The organism is Oribacterium sp. FC2011 (assembly GCF_000701645.1).
GTDB lineage: Bacteria > Bacillota > Clostridia > Lachnospirales > Lachnospiraceae > Oribacterium.
In genome coordinates this window covers 47,656-65,250 of the sequence record NZ_JNJM01000008.1, presented here as the reverse complement: position 1 = coordinate 65,250, position 17,595 = coordinate 47,656, and the positions used below count along the sequence as shown (strand labels likewise).

The 17,595-nt window shown below is 43.4% G+C and carries 15 protein-coding genes, 2 tRNA genes and 1 riboswitch; of the genes, 12 read left to right on the top strand and 5 right to left on the bottom strand.

From position 1 onward, the window contains the following. Positions 1 to 66 precede the first annotated feature (66 nt). The gene (locus tag T357_RS0107980) at positions 67 to 1,449 is read left to right on the top strand and encodes a hypothetical protein (RefSeq protein WP_031550692.1); all 1,383 of its coding nucleotides are present in this window, start codon (positions 67 to 69) and stop codon (positions 1,447 to 1,449) included. A 178-nt stretch (positions 1,450 to 1,627) separates the two neighbouring features. On the opposite strand, the gene T357_RS0107975 is transcribed toward T357_RS0107980, so the two are convergent. Further along, positions 1,628 to 2,158 carry a hypothetical protein gene (locus T357_RS0107975; RefSeq protein ID WP_031550690.1) on the bottom strand — a complete coding sequence of 177 codons (531 nt, stop codon included), beginning with the start codon at positions 2,156 to 2,158 and terminating at the stop codon, positions 1,628 to 1,630. Positions 2,159 to 2,438: 280 nt separating this feature from the next. Then, complete coding sequence (locus T357_RS0107965) at positions 2,439 to 2,870, bottom strand: hypothetical protein (protein ID WP_031550688.1); 432 nt, start codon at positions 2,868 to 2,870, stop codon at positions 2,439 to 2,441. 283 nt (positions 2,871 to 3,153) lie between these two features. Next, a riboswitch (FMN riboswitch) is annotated at positions 3,154 to 3,268 on the top strand. A 153-nt stretch (positions 3,269 to 3,421) separates the two neighbouring features. On the opposite strand from T357_RS0107965, the gene T357_RS0107960 reads away from it, so the two are divergent. From T357_RS0107960 to T357_RS0107925, 8 genes are all read left to right on the top strand, one after another. Then, positions 3,422 to 4,048, top strand: a complete 627-nt coding sequence (locus T357_RS0107960) for an ECF transporter S component (RefSeq protein WP_031550685.1) — start codon at positions 3,422 to 3,424, stop codon at positions 4,046 to 4,048. 176 nt (positions 4,049 to 4,224) lie between these two features. Next, positions 4,225 to 5,025 (top strand): creatininase family protein, encoded by an 801-nt coding sequence (locus tag T357_RS0107955; RefSeq protein WP_031550683.1) that lies wholly within the window; start codon positions 4,225 to 4,227, stop codon positions 5,023 to 5,025. Positions 5,026 to 5,757: 732 nt separating this feature from the next. After that, positions 5,758 to 6,099, top strand: a complete 342-nt coding sequence (locus T357_RS0107950; RefSeq protein WP_031550680.1) for a zinc ribbon domain-containing protein — start codon at positions 5,758 to 5,760, stop codon at positions 6,097 to 6,099. Positions 6,100 to 6,469: 370 nt separating this feature from the next. Further along, positions 6,470 to 6,910, top strand: a complete 441-nt coding sequence (locus tag T357_RS0107945) for an Hsp20/alpha crystallin family protein (protein WP_031550677.1) — start codon at positions 6,470 to 6,472, stop codon at positions 6,908 to 6,910. Positions 6,911 to 7,039: 129 nt separating this feature from the next. Beyond that, positions 7,040 to 7,114: transfer RNA gene (locus T357_RS0107940), tRNA-Pro, on the top strand. A 23-nt stretch (positions 7,115 to 7,137) separates the two neighbouring features. Next, positions 7,138 to 7,212, top strand: a tRNA-Pro gene (locus T357_RS0107935). A gap of 88 nt (positions 7,213 to 7,300) precedes the next feature. Continuing rightward, complete coding sequence (locus T357_RS0107930; RefSeq protein WP_031550674.1) at positions 7,301 to 8,452, top strand: exonuclease SbcCD subunit D; 1,152 nt, start codon at positions 7,301 to 7,303, stop codon at positions 8,450 to 8,452. After that, positions 8,449 to 11,643, top strand: coding sequence for an AAA family ATPase (locus tag T357_RS0107925; protein WP_031550671.1), 3,195 nt, complete (start codon positions 8,449 to 8,451; stop codon positions 11,641 to 11,643). Before T357_RS0107930 ends, T357_RS0107925 begins: the two co-directional genes overlap by 4 nt. Before the next feature lie 154 nt (positions 11,644 to 11,797). Here T357_RS0107925 and T357_RS0107920 read toward each other — a convergent pair whose 3' ends face one another. The 3 genes from T357_RS0107920 to T357_RS0107910 all read right to left on the bottom strand — a co-directional run bounded on the left by T357_RS0107920 (position 11,798) and on the right by T357_RS0107910 (position 13,791). Then, positions 11,798 to 12,283, bottom strand: coding sequence for a hypothetical protein (locus T357_RS0107920; RefSeq protein ID WP_031550669.1), 486 nt, complete (start codon positions 12,281 to 12,283; stop codon positions 11,798 to 11,800). 153 nt (positions 12,284 to 12,436) lie between these two features. Then, positions 12,437 to 12,988, bottom strand: a complete 552-nt coding sequence (locus tag T357_RS0107915; RefSeq protein ID WP_031550666.1) for a DJ-1 family glyoxalase III — start codon at positions 12,986 to 12,988, stop codon at positions 12,437 to 12,439. Between the two features lie 122 nt (positions 12,989 to 13,110). Continuing rightward, positions 13,111 to 13,791: a TIGR00266 family protein gene (locus T357_RS0107910; RefSeq protein WP_031550663.1), complete on the bottom strand. Its 681-nt coding sequence runs from the start codon at positions 13,789 to 13,791 to the stop codon at positions 13,111 to 13,113. A 160-nt stretch (positions 13,792 to 13,951) separates the two neighbouring features. On the opposite strand from T357_RS0107910, the gene T357_RS0107905 reads away from it, so the two are divergent. The 3 genes from T357_RS0107905 to T357_RS0107895 all read left to right on the top strand — a co-directional run bounded on the left by T357_RS0107905 (position 13,952) and on the right by T357_RS0107895 (position 17,558). After that, a complete protein-coding gene (locus T357_RS0107905) occupies positions 13,952 to 14,635 on the top strand; it encodes a hypothetical protein (RefSeq protein WP_031550661.1) in 684 nt (227 codons plus the stop codon). A 105-nt stretch (positions 14,636 to 14,740) separates the two neighbouring features. Continuing rightward, complete coding sequence (locus tag T357_RS0107900; protein ID WP_031550658.1) at positions 14,741 to 16,843, top strand: zinc ribbon domain-containing protein; 2,103 nt, start codon at positions 14,741 to 14,743, stop codon at positions 16,841 to 16,843. A gap of 97 nt (positions 16,844 to 16,940) precedes the next feature. Continuing rightward, positions 16,941 to 17,558: an ABC transporter ATP-binding protein gene (locus T357_RS0107895; protein ID WP_044916471.1), complete on the top strand. Its 618-nt coding sequence runs from the start codon at positions 16,941 to 16,943 to the stop codon at positions 17,556 to 17,558. Positions 17,559 to 17,595 lie beyond the last annotated feature (37 nt).

Sequence of the window (17,595 nt, the reverse complement as noted above, 5' to 3'; positions counted from 1 at the left end):
TCAAATTTGTTAAAAGACCCTGTTGATATACCATTTCTCCTAATATACGTCACAGGAGTTCTGGTCATGGTATACAGCGCCATGCAGTTTGTTCACGGCGCTATCTATAAAGAAAAAAAGGCTCTGATACATGGACTTAAAACCTTTCTCCTGGCTGTGATCTTACTTGCTCCCAGACTCATTTATCAAAAAGTCAGGATTGACGGATCTGATTATGCCGGCCTTATAAAAACGTCCATCAAAGCCACCGGTATAATTAATGATTCTTCTGCCTCTTATGATGAACAGATTGAAAAACTGCAGCTTGAGGCATTGGCAGAAAGATTATCGGAAAATGGATATAGTATCGATTACTTAACCGGAAGTTCAGATGGTGATTCCGGGAACGAATTTCAAATGCTTAGTGCTGTAAAAGCCACATCATCAGATTCTGATGCCTCAGACATCATCCTGATTTCTACATATATTGATTCTTCGGATGCGGATGCCATATTTTATGATACAGCAAAAATTGCGGTCCTGGAGTCGGTAGCAAAAAGACTGTCTGCCATGGATGCTTCAGCGGAAATCCGCTTCCTTATATCCCGGGATCCCGGTCAGGGGAGGAATACAGCAGAAGAATATATGTCGAATCTTTCCTCAGAGGATAAGCAGCGGATACTTTTTGAATTAAGCCTTGACCTGGAGAACTCTGACGAATACCCAAGGTTCAAAGCCGCAACAGTTAATGGAAAGGCAACGCCCCTTTCAGATGCCCTGATAAGCTCCATCAAAAAAATGACAGGGCAGAAGGTTGAACTTCAAAGATCCACAGATACAGATTATGTTGTTTACCATATAAATGGTATTCCATCTGTTTTACTGACCCAACATTTGACAAAAGAGAGCATCGCAAAGAAGTCATCTCTTGTGCCGGATGCAGAACAGCTTTCCGACACAGCAGCCATAATAGGAAATATGCTCACAAATGCTGTCTCCAAAAACAGCACAGCTTTTATAGATTCCATCAGATCTATGGATATGAGAGAACCCGGTTCCGGCTCTTTCGTAAGGAAAGCCTACCCGGAGTCTTTATCCATGATGAAAATATCTGAGGAACTGGGAGTAAGGCTGACAGAAACCGGAATGAAAGATCCTGACGGTGCAGATATCTACAGCGGAAACCTTTATCTTCTTACTTTTGACACACCTTCAGAAGTTTATTTTCACATAAACGATAAAGGCCTCAATAGAATCACTGTAAATACCAAGGGTCTTTCCCGTTCAAAAGAGGAGCTTACTCAGATCCTGAAAAATCTTTTCGGAGAACCCGAAGTAAAAGACTCTGTCCGTATCTGGACAGACGAAGAGTACGGCTCAAGATACCATATAGCTGAAGCAGACTTGTCAGACACTTTTGATAATATTGTATCTGATGGATACAGCCTGTATATAACTGCAATAGATTAGTCATAGAAAGAATCCTTACGGATTCTTTTGAACCGCTCTAAGCCGCGCGGCTCCCGGGATTATCATCCCGGGCATACATATAAAGAATCCTTACGGATTCTTTTGAACCGCTCTAAACACGAAAGCTCCGGAAACCACTTGCTATAGTGATCCCCGGAGCTTCTTTAATAATTCGCTCTTATAAGTCTGTCATGAGTCCTGTCGGTGATGATGACAGGATAACGCAATATCCTACTTCAGTTGCTGCTACGGCCTGACTGCTCAGACTTATATTTCCCAGCGTAGCATCCACAACTCCAATCTTTTCAGTTGAAACAGCCTCAGTTTTCTCTTCGTTTGCAACAGCTTTTTTTGTATTGGATGCCTCTATCGTGTCTGCCGCGTTTATAACGGGTATCGTAACCTTTGAAGATTCTGATGATGAAGCTGACGATACATTTTGTGTCGTGATAGTCTCTGCGGTCTGGACATTGACAGCAGCTGTTATAACCGGTGTAACAGCTTTGCCTGAAGCGACTTCAGAACCCGGCTCAACGCCGATAGCAGCAGACGATTTATTCTGACTGTTTGATGTTGTATATGCAGATGTGGAAGAGGGCAGTGAAGAAACTGTCACTACATTGTCCGCCATCGCAGGTATCGCAAAGCCGGATATCATAACCCCGCTTAACATCATTGATACCAATAACTTACCCGGTATTTTATTCATAACTCTAACCCCTTACTTTAGGATACAGGTGTTTTTGAAGATCATATGGCTATCCATTCATTACGCGAAGATCCTGAAATAAGCACCAGTCCCTAAGTTCATTATATTCCAAAAGGCACTTGCAAAATGTTACATTTATTCTACGTTTTTCCATCAAAACATGTATAAGAGATTCACTGTCTCCCGGAAAAATCAAAAAAATGGAGCCCATATCAATGACCTCTATACAATCATTGATATGGGCTCCGATTTTCTTAGTGAAAACCGTTATGCACTAAAATTAGTTAGCGCCGTGAGTTGCCTCATATGTTGCATTGGCAATAGCTGCTAAATCAGCTGAAGTAACTACAGGTGCTACAACTACTGTATTGCCTGCTAACTCTTCCTTTGCAAGCTCAATAGTGTTGTTAGCCTGAGCTGCTGCTGCCTTGGAATTGGCAATTCTTGACTCTGTTGTGTTCTGAGCAAGCTTGATTCCCTGTGAAGCGTTTGCAATTGCTGCAGCTGCTTCCTCACCACCTACTGACTGAACATAAGCATCCCATGAAGCCATGATAGCATCATGCTTTGCATTAGCGTCATTGGCAGCAAGAGCTGATCCTGAATATGGATCAATGTTGCGAACCTGTGATGATGCAAATGCAGGAACTGCCATTGAAGCTGCGATTACGCCTGTCATTGCGACAGCTAAGATTTTCTTAGAAGTTTTCATCTCAATATACCTCTTTTGCATTTTTTACCACTTTGGGTGATACATAATTACCTTGCCTATTATACAGCAAATAATTAAGATTTCCATAATTTTTTCAATATTTTTACAAAAAATGTACTTAATCATTTCGAAATACACTTGAAACAGTTCTCACCAACGAGAGTGGTCCCCCGTGGATTTTCCCAGGATTTCTCATAAAAATGTATTGTGAACCCTCACCGTATACAAAATCACCTGTTGACAGTCCTGCCTTCTGATGCTAGTCTAAAGTCAGAAAACGAAATAAGTTCTTCGGGGCAGGGTGTGATTCCCTACCGGCGGTATAGTCCGCGAGCCTTTGTGCATGAACCGGTGTGATTCCGGTACCGACAGTATAGTCTGGATGAGAGAAGAAAACGTGAAATAAACGACGATTTATCTCAGTACCCGAATTTCAGGTACTGAGATTTTTTTCGTTACCGGGCATTTCCGGTTCGATTATAGATCGAAATTTCAACCATCTCAAAGAGCTTGTTTCCTCAATTATCATTATAATTTTGGAGGACAACATTATGACAAACAGATCAAACATTCAGAAAATGGTTTACACCGGACTTCTTGCAGCTCTTGCGGGAGTGCTCATGTCCCTTGAATTCAGCATTCCTTTCTTCCCGCCGTTCTACAAGATAGACTTCAGTGATATGCCGAGCGTAATCGCACTTTTCACTCTCGGACCATTTTCCGCATTCTTTGTTGAAGTTTCAAAGCTTCTCATCAAGCTTTTCACAGTGGGAACAAACAGCATGTATGTAGGTGAGGTTTCAAACCTTCTTGGAGCGTTTATTTTCATCGTTCCTATGTGGCTCATGTACAAGAAGTCTGATAAGTCCATAAAGAGCATTGCCATCTTACTCATCACCAATGTTTTCATCCGCACCGCATGGATGTGCTTCTGCAATGCTTTCATCACACTTCCTATGTATGCCAAGGCCATGGGCGTAAGCATTGACGATGTTGTGGTTATGGTATCTTCGGTAAATCCTCTCATCAAGAATCTTCCGACCTTTATCATCCTTGCAACAATTCCGTTTAACCTCATCAAGCTCACTTTGGTTTACACACTTTCATATGTGATCTTCAGCAGAGTAAGGGCTGCTGTTCCAGGGTTTCGTTCAATGAACAGCGCAGCACAGGCATAACTTCAGGTTTTATGGAGACATTTATTTCCATATCATAAGATCATCAGGTGGCGAATGTTTCCGATCCGGAGGCATTCGCCTTTTCTTTACTGTAGTGAAGACCGGGTAAAAGAGTTTCCGTGAGTCCCCGGGGCTTTAATCAGTAACCTTATTTCACCTTCAAACAGGAGACTATCATGATTCAGAATTACAGAGATTTAACCAGAAAAGAAATGGAAGCTATCGACAAGGACCGAACTATGGTCCTCATACCTCTCGGCGCCATAGAACAGCATGGGTCGCAGGCACCTCTGGGCACAGATTCAATGATAGCGGAAGCGATGCCCAAATACGTTAAAGAAGAGCTTGAGAAAATCGATCCTGATTTCCCCATGCTCATTTTTCCTGTAATCCCGGTGGGACTTTCCATAGAGCATCTTAATTTCTCCGGCTCCGTTTCCTTTAAGCCGGATACCTACTACCACATGCTTTATGACATTGCTGAGTCTATACAAAATCACGGCTTCAAGAAGCTTGTTTTCCTTATTTGTCACGGAGGAAACCGTCCGGTGGCTGATATTCTTTCAAGACAGCTACGTCATGATTTCGGAATCTTCACCTTTGTTCTGACATCAGGTGCTTTCCTGGATCCTGAAGTTCAGGCCACCATAAGCCCGGATAATCATTGGGATTTCCACGGAGGAGAGATGGAAACCTCCATGATCATGGCGATTCACCCTGAAACCGTCAAACTTGAGCTTTCGGAAACCGGCTACAAAGACGGAGGCTACAAAGGAAAGAAAATCCTGAATTTTTCAGGTGAAGCTGCCATCAATTGGATGGGAGAGGACTTAAGAACTTCCGACGGAAAGCCTATCGGAATCGGAGGCGATCCCCGTGGCGCCACATCCGGAAAGGGCGAGATTATTTTCAGACGTTCCGCAGAAAAACTTGCAAAGGCACTCCTTGAAGTCCGGGACTGGGACATTAACGCATAAAACCCGTAACAGTTCAGCCGACAATGGATTTAATCAATTCCGGAGTCTCGCAGACAGTTTATCTGATTATGAAACTTTTGATTGACTACATATTCGTATTCGTCATAATAAGTCAATAATCTCAGATTACTTATATGACTCAAAACATGAAATATCAAAAGTGAGTCAATGATAGTAGAGGGTTTCATTGACCGCAATCTTATTATTTTAGAACCAAGTCATCAAAAAGGATACTCCATATTGACTCAATTTCCGGTGATAGTCGTTTTGAGTCATTAATTGATGTTGTTATTATTGACTCTATATCCGGTATTTCCAAATGTGAGTCATAGCTGCGCTTATAATGGATGACTTCATTTCCGAGATTGGCTGATGTGAGTCAATGTATCAGCTTGTTATAGATGACTCTGTTATCGAAATTATCCAATATGAGGCATTTCCTGAATCTATTATCAATAAGTATCAAGAATAAAAATAAACATATAATTCAAGGATCCTACCCGCCTGCACCTCGGCTGAACTGTTACTAAACCCCTTATATATTTTTACCTTTTACACCCAGATGTGTTTCATTCATAGTCGATCCTCGTTATAATGAAATAAGTAAGAATGCTTCAATTATCGGCATACTGTTAACGATCATTGCTGTCCTCATGACATTGATCGCCCTAAGCCGATGACCCGGTTTTGTATAAAAGAAATATGATAATATTTACATAGGAGGCTGAAATAATGGGATTGTTCGGAAAAAAAGATGAAAAAATCGACCATGAAAAGGAACTTGCCAGATTAAAAGCATTTGCATCTCTTACCCCTGAGGAGCTCGCGAAGAAGATGGAAGAGGCACAAAAGGCTGCTCAGGAAGCTTTTAACAAGCTGACTCCGGAAGAACAGGAGCGTGCAAAGGCAGAAGCAGAGAGAATGATGCGGGAGTCTGAGCAGGAGCGTAATGCGCTTCTTCAGGAAGCTCAAAAGTTTGGCCTGAAGGTTCCCAAGTTCTGTCCGTACTGCGGAACCGAAAACAAGGGCGGCAATTTCTGTCCGAGCTGCGGAGCACCGTATAAAACAAACTAGTCCAGCATATGTTAAGTATCAGATACATCATATTCGTTATTACAGCTTATGTTTTAGCGATTTAACAACACACAATGTGTCAGATACTTATTATTCGATGGACTATAAGTACGGAATAAATAAATTAATCCCTTGTCTCCACCACCAAATGGAGGCAGGGGATTTTTAAGTTTACAAAAAGTTTATAATTTTTGTTAGCACTCGCCGTTGACATGTGCTAACAATAAGACTATAACTTAGTTGTAAACAAAAAAAGGGGTTCAAAAAGACAAGAAACTGATTCAAATCTTCCCGGATCACAACTGATCCGCAGTTGATACTGAATCAAAAACAAATCTTCAAGAGCCTGAATATAAAGGAGGAATTTGATATGTTGTATATGCCTAGTATTTTTGGTGATAACTTTATGGATGACTTTTTCGGCGACTTCAATCGCGACCTGCATTCAAGACCTGCACATAACAGTCAGCCTGCAAATCTGATGAGAACCGACATCAGGGAAAACGACAAGGCTTATGAAATGGCTGTCGAGCTTCCGGGTTACAAGAAAGAGGACGTTAAACTTGAGCTTAATGATGGATACCTGAAGATAAGCGCTACACATAATGACAACAAAGAAGAGAAGGACAAAGAGGGCAGAGTTATCCGCCGCGAGCGTTACAGCGGCTCAATGCAGAGAAGCTTCTACGTAGGCGATGACTTCACTCCACAGGACATCGAAGCTAAATTCGAAGACGGAATCCTCAAGATCGACCTTCCCAAGAAGGAAGTTAAGAGAATCGAGGCTCCGAGATACATCGAGATCAAGTAATAACTTAAGAAGCATGGCGCTGACGGCGCCATGCTTTTAGAATTTTATTTTTCCACAAATTTATTGTTGACAACAGCTCTCTATTCTTGTAGAATACACTAGTCGCTTGAAAAGAGCGGTCATTTAGCTCGGGGTGTGGCTCAGTTTGGCTAGAGCACCTGGTTTGGGACCAGGGGGTCGCAGGTTCGAATCCTGTCACCCCGACTTTTTCATTTTCATATAGATATCGGGGTGTAGCTCAGTTTGGTTAGAGCGCTTGGTTAGGGACCAAGAGGTCGCAAGTTCGAATCCTGTCACTCCGACGATCACATCACGGAGGTTCGTTTATCGGACCTCCGTTTTTTCGTCTTCTGATCCATGATATACTATAAATTAATACGGAGGCACAACATGACTTTTTTCCACTTATCCGACCTTCATCTGGGTCTCAAACTCATAAATCACGATCTCCTGGAAGATCAAAAATACATTCTCGAAAAAATCATCAACTACGCAAAAGAACATAAACCGGATGCCATCATTATAGCGGGAGACATATACGACAAGGCCATACCGCCTGTAGAGGCTGTGGATCTTTTTGATTATTTCATACGGAAGCTTACAGCCGCTGCTCCCGATGCAGAAATAATGCTCATAAGCGGCAACCATGACAGCGCACCGCGGGTAAATATCTTCAGAAACATTCTGGAGCGGCAGAAGATACATATGATAGGAACTCCGCCTGTAATTCCGGAGGATCACATCGAAAAAGTTACTATCGAAGATTCCTTTGGTCCCGTCAACTTTTACCTTCTTCCCTTTGTGAAGCCCTCCATGATAAAAAACATTACAGGCACTGATAAAAACGGTCTGAATCTGTCCTATAACGACTCTCTCCACAAACTTCTGGAGCGTGAGCAGATTAATGCAGAAGAGCGGAACATCTTCGTAAGCCACCAGTTCTACCTTCCCCAGGGAAAGTCCCCCGAAGAAATCGAACGAATGGATTCCGAGATACATACCGTCGGAAACATTGACCAGGTTAATGCAGACCTGCTGGAACCCTTTGACTACGCAGCACTTGGTCATATCCATAAACCCATGAAGGTTGGCAGTGAATTTTACCGCTACTCAGGGACACCTCTTGCCTGCTCGGTTTCAGAAGCAGGACAGGAGAAAGGCATCATCAAGGTTACCCTTGGGCAGAAAGGAGACATCAGAACGGAGATTCTGCCTCTGGAGCCTTTAAGACAGGTTCGTGTCATAAGAGGTGCTCTGTCCGAGGTTTTGACCAGAAGCTCGGACGATTACGTAACCGTAATCCTTGAAGACAAAGTCGACCTGGACGTTTTCGATGTTCAGGACAGGCTTCGTAACGCTTTCCCGAATCTTCTGGAGATACGCCGGGAAACCCTTAGAAAGGCAGACTATAAAAACCGTTTTGAGCCTGAACGAGCACTGGATCCCTTTGAGCTTTGCAATTCATTTCTGAAGGATCTGGACGAAGAAGAACAGGCACTTTTGAAAGATGTGATCAATTCTATACAGGAGAGAACATTTTGAAACCGATAACATTAACCATGCAGGCCTTCGGGTCCTATGGAAAGAAAACCAATATAGATTTTACTAACACGAGACAGAACCTCTTCCTTGTGACCGGAGATACCGGTGCCGGAAAAACAACTATTTTTGATGCCATGGTCTTTGCACTTTACGGCGAGGCCAGCTCCGGGAACAACAAAAAGGACGGTGTGGAGCTGCAGAGCCAGTACGTGGATTTCGATGTGGAGCCCTTTGTAGAGCTTGAATTTACCGAACTGGAAGGCGGAGAGGAGCACACCTATACTGTGCGACGCATCCCAAGGCACCTTCGCCCCGCAAAGCGTAAAGGAGCAAAGGATCAGATCATCAGTGAATCCCTGTCCCTCCTTATGCCGGATGGCTCGGAATATCCTCAGAAAGAGGCTAATGCAAAACTCCTGGAGATAGTCGGTCTCACCAAAAGTCAGTTTATGCAGGTGGCCATGATCGCACAGGGGGAGTTCATGGAGCTTCTCAGGGCAAAGTCCGATGATAAAAAAGCCATATTCAGAAAGCTCTTCGGAACAGAACTTTACCAGAAACTGGTGGATGAACTCGGAAATCGCAAAAAAGAAAAACTCACAGACATATCCAGGATAAAAACCGCCTGCCAGACAGAAGCAGGTCACGTTAAGGTGCCGGAGTATTTCGTTAAGGCAAAGAAAATGTCGGACCTTCAGCAAAGCATCTTAAGGTCTGACCGCATGAATGTTGCGGACATGGAGGATTTTCTGGAGCTTCTTTCGGAGCTTCTGGAACTGACACATGACAGGCAGAAATCAATGCAGGAAACCTACGACCTTCTCACCTCTGACAGAGATAAAAAAATGAAGGCTCTTACGGAAGGACAGACCATCGCCATATCCTTTAAACAGCTTGAGGAAGCAGAGCAGTCTCTGAGGGAATGTGAAGCCTCAAAGGAACAGATTGAAAGCTCACAAAAGCTTATTTCCGATATAAAAAAGGCATACGACATAAAGGCAGATTTCATCAGATACAATGATCAGCAGAATCTTTTAAATGATACCGAACGTAAGCTTAAGGAACAGGAAGAAAAACTGCCTTCTCTGTCCGAAGCCGAAGATAAAGCAGTCCAAAATGAAACCGATATGCAGAAGGCGGCTGCCGCGGAAACCGGAAGCTATGCGAAGATATATGACAGAGTATCCAAGTCTCTTGAACTGTTTGGCAGGATAAAAGCAGCCGAAGCAAATGTCAGGAACATAGAAACAAGTCTCTCCAAACTTGATAAAGCTTCCCGGGAAGCAGATGAAGCTTTTAAGTCCTGTGAAAAAGAGGAAGCTGAATGCAGAAGGCTGGAGGAAGAGCTTTCAGATACCCCTGAGAAGCTTGCTCGCTGGCAGGCAAAAGGCAATGAACTCACAGCCCTGGACACAGAGTACGAAACTGCAAAAAAGTCCTATAATGTGGCAAATCAGCAGGCAGAACAGTTTGCAAAAGCTCAGGAAGACTACATTAGCGCCAGAGAAAAGTTCAATCTCCATAATGCTGACTATATGGCAAAGCAGAACAGCTTTCTTGATGCCCAGGCGGGATTCCTTGCAAAGGAAAAGCTGAAGTCCGGACTGCCCTGTCCTGTTTGCGGCTCCCTTGAGCACCCATCCCCCTGCCGGCTTTCTGACGAACATAAAGAGCTGACCCGGGAACTTATCGATGAGCTGGCAAAAAAGAATGAAGCTTTGAGAACCACCTCTGAAAAGGCTGCCTCAGCGGCAAAAGCCGCAAAGGAGCTTCTGTCGGAAAGGAAAGCCCGCTCAGAAGAGGATCTCCAAAAACTCCTTACAAAAATAAAAGCACTTATTCCGGAGCTTCCCGAAGATACAGATATCAAAACTGCCATGGTAAAGCTTAATGACCGAAAAAAATCCTTCAACGAAGAAGGAAAAACTCTGAAGGAAAAGGACATCACTCTCAAAAAACTGAAGTCAAAGCTTACGGAGATTGAAGAAAAGAAACCCGTGCTTAAAAAACAGGCGGAGCTTTCACTCAGTCAGCTTTCGGAACAAAGGATAGCTCTTGCGGGACAAAAGCAGGCTTTGGAGAGTCTCATTGCCCAAAAGGATTATGAATCCGAAAATGCCGCCAGTGAAGCACTGGATCAGGCAAAGCAGAAAAAGGAAATTGCCGATAATGCACTGAGTGATGCCCGGAAAGAGTCTCAAAAAGCAAAGGCAGAAAAAGAAGGTGCCCAAGCCCTCATCAGCCGCTACAAAGGAGATCTTCCTTCCATAAAAGACGAGCTTTCGGAGCGAAGGAAACAGTATGAAGCCCTCCTTACAGATAATGCAATGACCGAAGAAGAGTGGCAAAGCATTACCGAAAGCCATACCCAGGCAGAAGTCGCAGAGCTTCAGCAGTCCATAGATGACCACACCCGAAAGAAAACCTCAGCGGAAACCGCCATCCATACGGCAAAGACTGCCATAGGGGATAAGCCAAAACCGGAGCTGGAAGCATTGGCGGAGTCAGTAAAAGAGGCAGAAGCGAAGTGGAAGGCAGGGCAGGAGGAACTGAATATCCTGAATGACGAGCTCAATGTCAACAAACGGGCCTTTGACGCCCTGAACCCCAGGATGTCGGAGCGTGCCGATGTTGTCACCGATTTTAACCGGATCGACGGTCTATACAACCGTCTTGCCGGAAAGGTGACCGGTGCCAGAATGGACATCGAAACCTTCGTACAGAGATATTATCTTGAAAGGATACTCTATGCCGCAAATCTGAGATTCAGTGATATGTCGGCAGGACAATTCGAGCTTCGAATGGTGGAAGATGAGCAGGCAGGAGAGGGCAAAAACAGAGGACTGGATCTCATGGTTTATTCAACAGTCACAGGTAAAGTACGTGAAGTACGAACCTTGTCCGGAGGTGAATCCTTTATGGCAGCCCTGTCCCTTGCTCTCGGAATGGCTGACCAGATACAGGAAAACTCTGCTGCCATAAACCTGGATGTAATGTTTATTGACGAAGGCTTCGGTTCCCTTGATGACCACTCAAGAGACCAGGCCATCAGGGTGCTTCAACGAATGGCCAGCGGCTCCAAGCTGATCGGTATCATATCTCATGTAACCGAGTTGAAACAGGAAATCGAAGACCAGCTTATAGTCACAAAAGACGAGGAAGGCAGTCGTGTCAGATGGGAGATAAGCTGACGTTAAGAAAAAGATCCCTGCTGATCCTCTTTAACCACTCATGCTCCCCCGGCTTCCTAAAATCGAAATCATGGACAAACAGGCCGTCGGAGACGATTTCACGAAAAAATGCTCTGTGGCAGCTGTCACAGAGCATTTCACTATTATAAATCGTTCAATTATATCCAACCTCTTTTGCAAAATCCCTTACCTGAAGCTTTTCTTCATTGGGCGATTTTGCATAGAAGAGGGTATTGTCAACTACACAAAGATGATGATAATCCTTTGCGCCTTCCATTTTATAAACGAGGTAATTTTGTCCGATGTAGCTCGAATAATCCTTGGTTACAAAAGTGCTGTCCAAAGTCTTTCTGAAGATATCAAACTCATCATCCGCCGTGTTACGGTCATCGAATACATAAAACTGATATGTAAGTGAACTGTCACGGTTGCTGGCATTCAGAGCAGTGGCAAGCCCCCTTACCCCTTCAAAGAGATCGGTATCATCAGTCACTTCAAACCCGGCTTCCTTTGCAGCCAGGATAAACTGCTGCTTGTCTATAACTCTCTTTTTTATTTCAATATCACTGAATATAACAGCCAGAGATGCGATGATCAAAATCAAAATACTGTAACTGACAAAAAGCCTTCTGAACCTCATAATACTCTTTTTTTCCTCCTTGAAAAGACACTTTTTCTTCCTTGAAATCGTGTTTCCCTAATGTTAAAAATTCTATCACCGGGAGCATCACAGAAGTGTCACAAAAAAGTAATAATTGAAGTTGATTTTCGCGCATCCGGAAGCCGGCCATCATCATACCTGATCGTACTGTATAGCACTCTTTATCTTTTTCGACTCCTCCGGACTCTTATAAAGCTCTATAAGCCTAAGTCCGAGATCCAGGGCATAGCCCAGACCACGGGCAGTTGTGATATTACCATCAGTCACAACACCGTCATGGACACAGTTTGCGTCCATGAGCTGATCTTCAAAACCCGGATAACAGGTAGCATTTCGGCCTTTGAGAATTCCCAGCAGCCCGATAACCGAAGGTGCAGCGCAGATAGCCGCTATCGGTTTGTTCTTTTCAGCATGCTTAAGCAGCATTTCGCCAAGAGCCTTTGATGCCTTAAAATTTTCGGTTCCGGATCCACCTCCCGGGAGGAACATAATGTCGGCATCGTCAACATTAACCCTGTCTATAGTAGTGTCTGTGATAATGTCTATGTCATGAGAAGTGTGAACCCGGTTTTCTTTGTTTATGGAAATAAGTGTTACATCAAATTTTGCTCTCCTTAAAAGGTCTACAACTGCGAGGCACTCAACCTCTTCAGAGCCGTCTGCAATAAATGCGAAAACTTTCATATTTGAAGTTCCTTTCTTTTATGGCGTGTCATAAAGTCCGTCCACCGGGGAAGGGGATTGGCAGCGCTTGTCAGTAACAGAAAACCCGCCGAAAAGGCGGGCTTTAATTATGTTTTCCGGAATCACTTTCTGTTGGTGGGCAGGTATGGAATAATCTGTGAAGCAACCTGCGGTATAGGCATGGTCTGGAGCCATATCTTTCCGGGCCCTGTAACTATGGTATTAAACAAACCTTCTCCGCCGAAAAGTACGTTCTTTACTCCCTTTATCTGCTGTATGTCCATGGTACAGGTTCCTTCCATGGCTGCAAGATAACCTGTGTCGATGACCATCTGCTGGCCCGGTCCAAGGTTATATTCCTTAACATGTCCGTCCAGTTCGAGGAAAGCAATGCCGTTTCCGGACAGTCTCTGCATGATGAAACCCTCACCTCCAAAGAAGCCTGCTCCCAGCCTCTTCTGGAACGATACTGAAAGTTCAACGCCTATGGTCGAAGCAAGGAATGCATTCTTTTGAGCTATAAGTTCCCTGCCGGGACCGATCTCAACCGGTCTGATGCCTCCGGTAAAGCTTGAAGCAAAAGCAATGAGTCCGGGACCACCTTCACATCTGTAGTGGGTAAGGAACATGGACTCACCGGTAACCATGCGTCCGAACATCTTTCCGAGACCACCGCCCTCTTGGGACATCTGCATATTTGGTGACATCCAGGCCATTCCACCGGATTCGGTTATCATTTCTTCTCCGGGTTCAAGTTCACAGATAACAACCGGCATCGGCTCGCCTTCGATAGAATATCGCATAATCATTCTCCTTTCGGTACAAATCATCCAGTTAGGAAGATTATACTAAAATAATTTCTTTATGAAAACAAATTTCGAAAATCTTAACCTTTTGATATAATAATTATCATAAGGGTAATTGTGTCGATAAAATATTGTGTAAGCATAAAGGGAGAATTGTATGAAATTAATTGATCATAAAAATGATAAGTCCATAAAACCCTCAAATGTAAGACGCAATAAGCACTGGATTTCTGTTTTTTCGATACTTATCATATCACTTTTGTTTTTGAACGCTTGCGATACGGGAGTTCCGGAAGCAGCCACTGAAGCATGGGAAACTGAGGAAACATCAGCAATAACAGGAGATTCTGTTGAAGATTACAACGAAAACAGTGACCCGGCCAATACTGAATCAAAAGAAGATGATGGACTTTTTTCCTTTTTAGACACGCAAAAAGAGAAGGAAAAAACCTGGAAAACCTATGACAGTCTGGCGGATGCTGAAAAAGCATCGGGACTTGTAGTTTCGGATAAGTTAAAAAGGGGCTTAAAGCAATTCAATCATATAGAGTACAGAGCTCTTGAAGATACCATGATTGAACTGGTTTATACCGATAAAAACGGAAATGAAGGCTACAGATTCCGCCAGGGCCACGGCACAGACGATATCAGCGAAGATGACAAAAATTACGACGAAGAAAATGATTACAAAATGGGGAAAGTCATTGTACATACAAAAGGAAGTAACGGACACATCACCATTGCCACTTACACTGACGGAAAGAATTCCTACGCTTTCATGGGAAAAGCATATCAGCCGCCTCTTATCGAGCTTATAGGTATATACGTACTGACAGCGTGACAAACAGATACGGATTTCTGAACGGTGAGATAACCCGGGGTGTAGTCATTTATGTGAGCATCTGTAAGAACAAAAAAGAAAACAACGTTTATAGAGGAGGATATTATGCAAATTACTTGTCCAAAATGCGGAGCTGTTGTTGACGGAACCAAGAAATTCTGCCGCAAATGCGGAGCTCCACTTCAAAACATGACACAGGAGCAAAATACAAATAATATGCAGCAGACAACGGATCAGCCGAATGCGCAGTGGCAGTCCAATATGCAGAGCCAGCCGAATATGTATGGTCAGCCGAATGCACAGGGCGACCCAAATATGTACGGCCAGCAAAACATGCAGGGTCAGTCCAATATGTATGGTCAGCAGAACATGCAGGGTCAGCCTGATATGTATGGCCAACAGAATACACAGTGGCAGTCCAATATGTACGGCCAGCAGAACATGCAGGGTCAGTCCAATATGTACGGTCAGCAGAACATGCAGGGTCAGTCCAATATGTACGGCCAGCAAAACATGCAGGGTCAGTCCAATATGTACGGCCAGCAAAACATGCAGGGTCAGCCCAATATGTATGATCAGCAGAACATTTATGGCCAACAGAACATGTATGGCCAGCAAAACATGTATGGCCAGCAGAACATGCAAGGTCAGCCTGATATGTATGGCCAACAGAATGCACAGTGGCAGTCCAATATGTACGGCCAGCAGATGCCGTACGATACGGTTAATCCGGAAAGAAAGGGTAAATCACCGGTAACAATGATTGCAGCCGGTGTTGCTGCCTTGGCTGTAATAATCGGTGCAGCATTTTTTGCTCTGAAAATCCTGCCCGGATTATTTAAAGATCCAAAGACACAGTTTTCGGAAAATGTGGTTATGGTCACCAGATATTTCAGTGATGAGTTCACCGGTTTCGGAACCAAGCCTGTTGAAGCGATGCTGCATTTCGGAATGGATGATGCAGAGAATTCACATACTACGACCAAGGTAACCACCATAGAATCGGATGCGGCAGGCGATGACGGAAGTGTTGATCTCATTCAATCATACAGCTATGATTCCAAAAGCGGAGATACCGCATATACTTTATCGGTAAGCATGGGAGATACATCTCTTGGAACCTCAGGAATGTACTATAACGGAAATGAATTTATTTATTCTCCTGCACAGACAAATTCTCCTATGGTAAGGTACGAGTTGGATGACAGCAGTGCAAAGTCACTTGCTTCTTATCAGACCATTGACAGATTTACACTGATGTTATGCGGGATGTCTTCGGAAAAGACAGTCGACTGGGATAAAGAGTCAAAAGATTTCCTTGAGAATTCACTTAAAGAACTGGATAAAAAAGCATTCGAAAAATCCAAGGAAGACTATACAATTTTCGGAAAGACTCAGCAATGTGATACATTAAGCGTTGCTGTGTCCGGTCAGGAAGCCAAAGACCTTATGGCGGGAATGACAAAGCTTTTTACTGCCGGTATTTCAATGGGGGATGATATCGATATAAATGAATTATTCAAAGACAGTGAAATCGATGACAGCACCAGCCTCAAAGTAACAACATATTCATACAAAAACAATCCTGTCGGAGTTGTTATAAGTGTCTCCAAAGACTCCGAAACACATAGTATTAATATAAGCGGTTATAGTACCGGTACTGAAAAACAGGTTATTCTCGATGTTCCATCCGAAGATGGAACAGCCTTTTATTACGAAGATGGAGTATATTCCATTGATTCGGGATATAAAGTTAAAAATATAATAACTTTCGGCGATGTATCATTTGTTGTGGACGAAACCGGAAAAATAAACGGATCGGACAGGGATCTCAGCGGAAGCTTTACAATTGAGACAGGTGGAAATACCGGAATGCTCCCTCTTGAAGATGACACTTTCAAAGGTGCCATCAGTCAGAAAATAAAAGACGGAAAAGGTCAATTTATAACTGAACTTAAAACAGAAGAAGGAAATGTAAAAATAGTCACAAGCATTGACAGGGGAAATCTTCAGGAGGATAAGATCACTGCACCAATGTTTCTTACTGAATCAGGTATTGATTGCGAAGATGATCTCGATATGCTGAAAGAAACCCTTCATGTCTCAATGCTGGAAGATAAAGATAATCCGGAACTCACAAATATGGGAAACAGAAATGCCCTTGTGCGTCTGGGATATATTCTTTCACCGATGGTTAATATCTTCTAAAAAGGGGATCAACAGATTTCATCACCCGGTAATCAGCTCAAACGCACATTGATATGTGCATGTGCCATTACATTAAAACACATAACAGGTATCATATATGATTGAAGCAAACGGTCTGGTTAAAAAATATGGTAATTTCACAGCAGTGGATAATGCTTCCCTGCTGCTCGAAAAAGGAGAGGTGATAGCACTGCTCGGTTCCAACGGAAGCGGCAAGAGCACTCTTCTCGGCATGCTTGCCATGGTTCTGAAACCGGATTCCGGTGAAGTGACTGTTGATGGGCTCAAAGGTAAACAGGCTAAAGAAAAAGTGGCCTATGTTCCTCAGGAAATCGTCCTTTTTGAAGAACTGACTGTTGTTGAAAATCTATATGCATGGTCATCCCTTAAAGGAAAGGAAAATGAAGAACGTGCCGGTTATCTCATTAATGAACTTGGAATGACAGATTTCAAAAAAAAACGTGTAGACAGACTCTCCGGAGGACAGCGAAGGAGAGTCAATCTGGCTGTTTCTTTAATGGGAAAATATGATTATCTGTTACTGGATGAACCTCTGGCCGGAATAGATGCCCACGGAGGAGAATGCATAGAACATCTTCTGAGAAAAGAAAAAGAAAAAGGATGCGCCATGATCCTGACAGAGCATAATCCCACAATCCTTTTACCTCTTACGGACCGTTCCCTGAGAATTGAAAAAGGGCACTTATCTGTATAGTCCCGAATCATCATAGGACTGACCAGAATGCATTTTC

Coding starts and splice junctions, on each gene's coding strand:
- T357_RS0107980 (WP_031550692.1), top strand. CDS start 67: ATGGTATACAGCGCCATGCAGTTTGTTCACGGCGCTATCTATAAAGAA.
- T357_RS0107975 (WP_031550690.1), bottom strand. CDS start 2,158: ATGAATAAAATACCGGGTAAGTTATTGGTATCAATGATGTTAAGCGGG.
- T357_RS0107965 (WP_031550688.1), bottom strand. CDS start 2,870: ATGAAAACTTCTAAGAAAATCTTAGCTGTCGCAATGACAGGCGTAATC.
- T357_RS0107960 (WP_031550685.1), top strand. CDS start 3,422: ATGACAAACAGATCAAACATTCAGAAAATGGTTTACACCGGACTTCTT.
- T357_RS0107955 (WP_031550683.1), top strand. CDS start 4,225: ATGATTCAGAATTACAGAGATTTAACCAGAAAAGAAATGGAAGCTATC.
- T357_RS0107950 (WP_031550680.1), top strand. CDS start 5,758: ATGGGATTGTTCGGAAAAAAAGATGAAAAAATCGACCATGAAAAGGAA.
- T357_RS0107945 (WP_031550677.1), top strand. CDS start 6,470: ATGTTGTATATGCCTAGTATTTTTGGTGATAACTTTATGGATGACTTT.
- T357_RS0107930 (WP_031550674.1), top strand. CDS start 7,301: ATGACTTTTTTCCACTTATCCGACCTTCATCTGGGTCTCAAACTCATA.
- T357_RS0107920 (WP_031550669.1), bottom strand. CDS start 12,283: ATGAGGTTCAGAAGGCTTTTTGTCAGTTACAGTATTTTGATTTTGATC.
- T357_RS0107915 (WP_031550666.1), bottom strand. CDS start 12,988: ATGAAAGTTTTCGCATTTATTGCAGACGGCTCTGAAGAGGTTGAGTGC.
- T357_RS0107910 (WP_031550663.1), bottom strand. CDS start 13,791: ATGCGATATTCTATCGAAGGCGAGCCGATGCCGGTTGTTATCTGTGAA.
- T357_RS0107905 (WP_031550661.1), top strand. CDS start 13,952: ATGAAATTAATTGATCATAAAAATGATAAGTCCATAAAACCCTCAAAT.
- T357_RS0107900 (WP_031550658.1), top strand. CDS start 14,741: ATGCAAATTACTTGTCCAAAATGCGGAGCTGTTGTTGACGGAACCAAG.
- T357_RS0107895 (WP_044916471.1), top strand. CDS start 16,941: ATGATTGAAGCAAACGGTCTGGTTAAAAAATATGGTAATTTCACAGCA.